Origin of the sequence: Sporosarcina koreensis (assembly GCF_001531445.1) — a bacterium.
Lineage (GTDB): Bacteria > Bacillota > Bacilli > Bacillales_A > Planococcaceae > Sporosarcina > Sporosarcina koreensis_C.
In genome coordinates, this window is sequence record NZ_LQYA01000233.1 from 24,899 (window position 1) to 25,837 (window position 939).

Consider the following 939-nt stretch of genomic DNA (forward strand, 5'->3'; position numbering starts at 1 on the left):
AGAATTGGACAGGGTCTATCTGAATTTTTCTGATCCTTGGCCAAAGTCCCGCCATGCAAAACGGCGGTTGACCCACGAATCATTTTTAGCCCGCTATGAGAAGGTGCTAAAGAAAAAAGGGGAAATACATTTTAAGACAGACAACCGGAAGTTGTTCGAGTACTCGCTCGTTTCCATGTCATCTTACGGAATGATTCTCCAAGAAGTGTCACTCGATTTGCATGCAGAAATGCCTGAGGACAATATTATGACGGAGTATGAAGAGAAATTTTCAGCAAAGGGACAGCCGATCTACCGGTTGGAAGCAATGTTCGATAAGTAAACGTGCGAAAGGGGAGGTTTTGTTTGGATACATATAATTTTCACGATATGAAACTTGCATGGCTTGATGGGGGCGTCAATTTTCTAGATGGCGGTACGATGTTCGGGGTCGTACCGAAAGCGTTATGGTCGCGGAAGTATGAAGTCGATGAGAACAACTTGATCGAGCTTCGGACTGATCCGATCTACATTTCTTATGAAGGTAAACATATTCTCATTGATTCGGGGATCGGGAAAGGCAAGCTTACGGACAAGCAAAAGCGCAATCTCGGTGTCCGTTCGGAGACGAAGGTGGAGGAAAGTTTGGCGGAGCTCGGATTGACGCCAGCTGATATCGACATTGTTCTCATGACGCATTTGCATAACGACCATGCTGCAGGATTGACAGGCTGGGAGGGTGAAAAGCTGGTACCGGTTTTTCCGAATGCCGAAATTCACGTTTCACAAGTCGAGTGGGATGAGATGAGAAACCCCAATATCCGGTCGCGGAATACGTATTGGAAAGAGAATTGGGAACCCGTGCAGCATCAGGTGAAAACATTCGAAGGCCAGGTGGAGGTTTTGCCAGGCATCGAAATGATACATACCGGTGGCCATAGTGACGGACATAGCATCGTC

General features: G+C 46.9%; 2 protein-coding genes. Both read left to right on the top strand.

Annotation, left to right across the window (positions count from 1 at the left end):
* Positions 1–322 (top strand): tRNA (guanine(46)-N(7))-methyltransferase TrmB (gene trmB, locus AWV70_RS24915; protein WP_414714854.1); only part of this gene is annotated, 322 nt, incomplete at its 5' end.
* 23 nt (positions 323–345) lie between these two features.
* Positions 346–939 (top strand): MBL fold metallo-hydrolase (locus AWV70_RS19970; protein WP_060210269.1); only part of this gene is annotated, 594 nt, incomplete at its 3' end.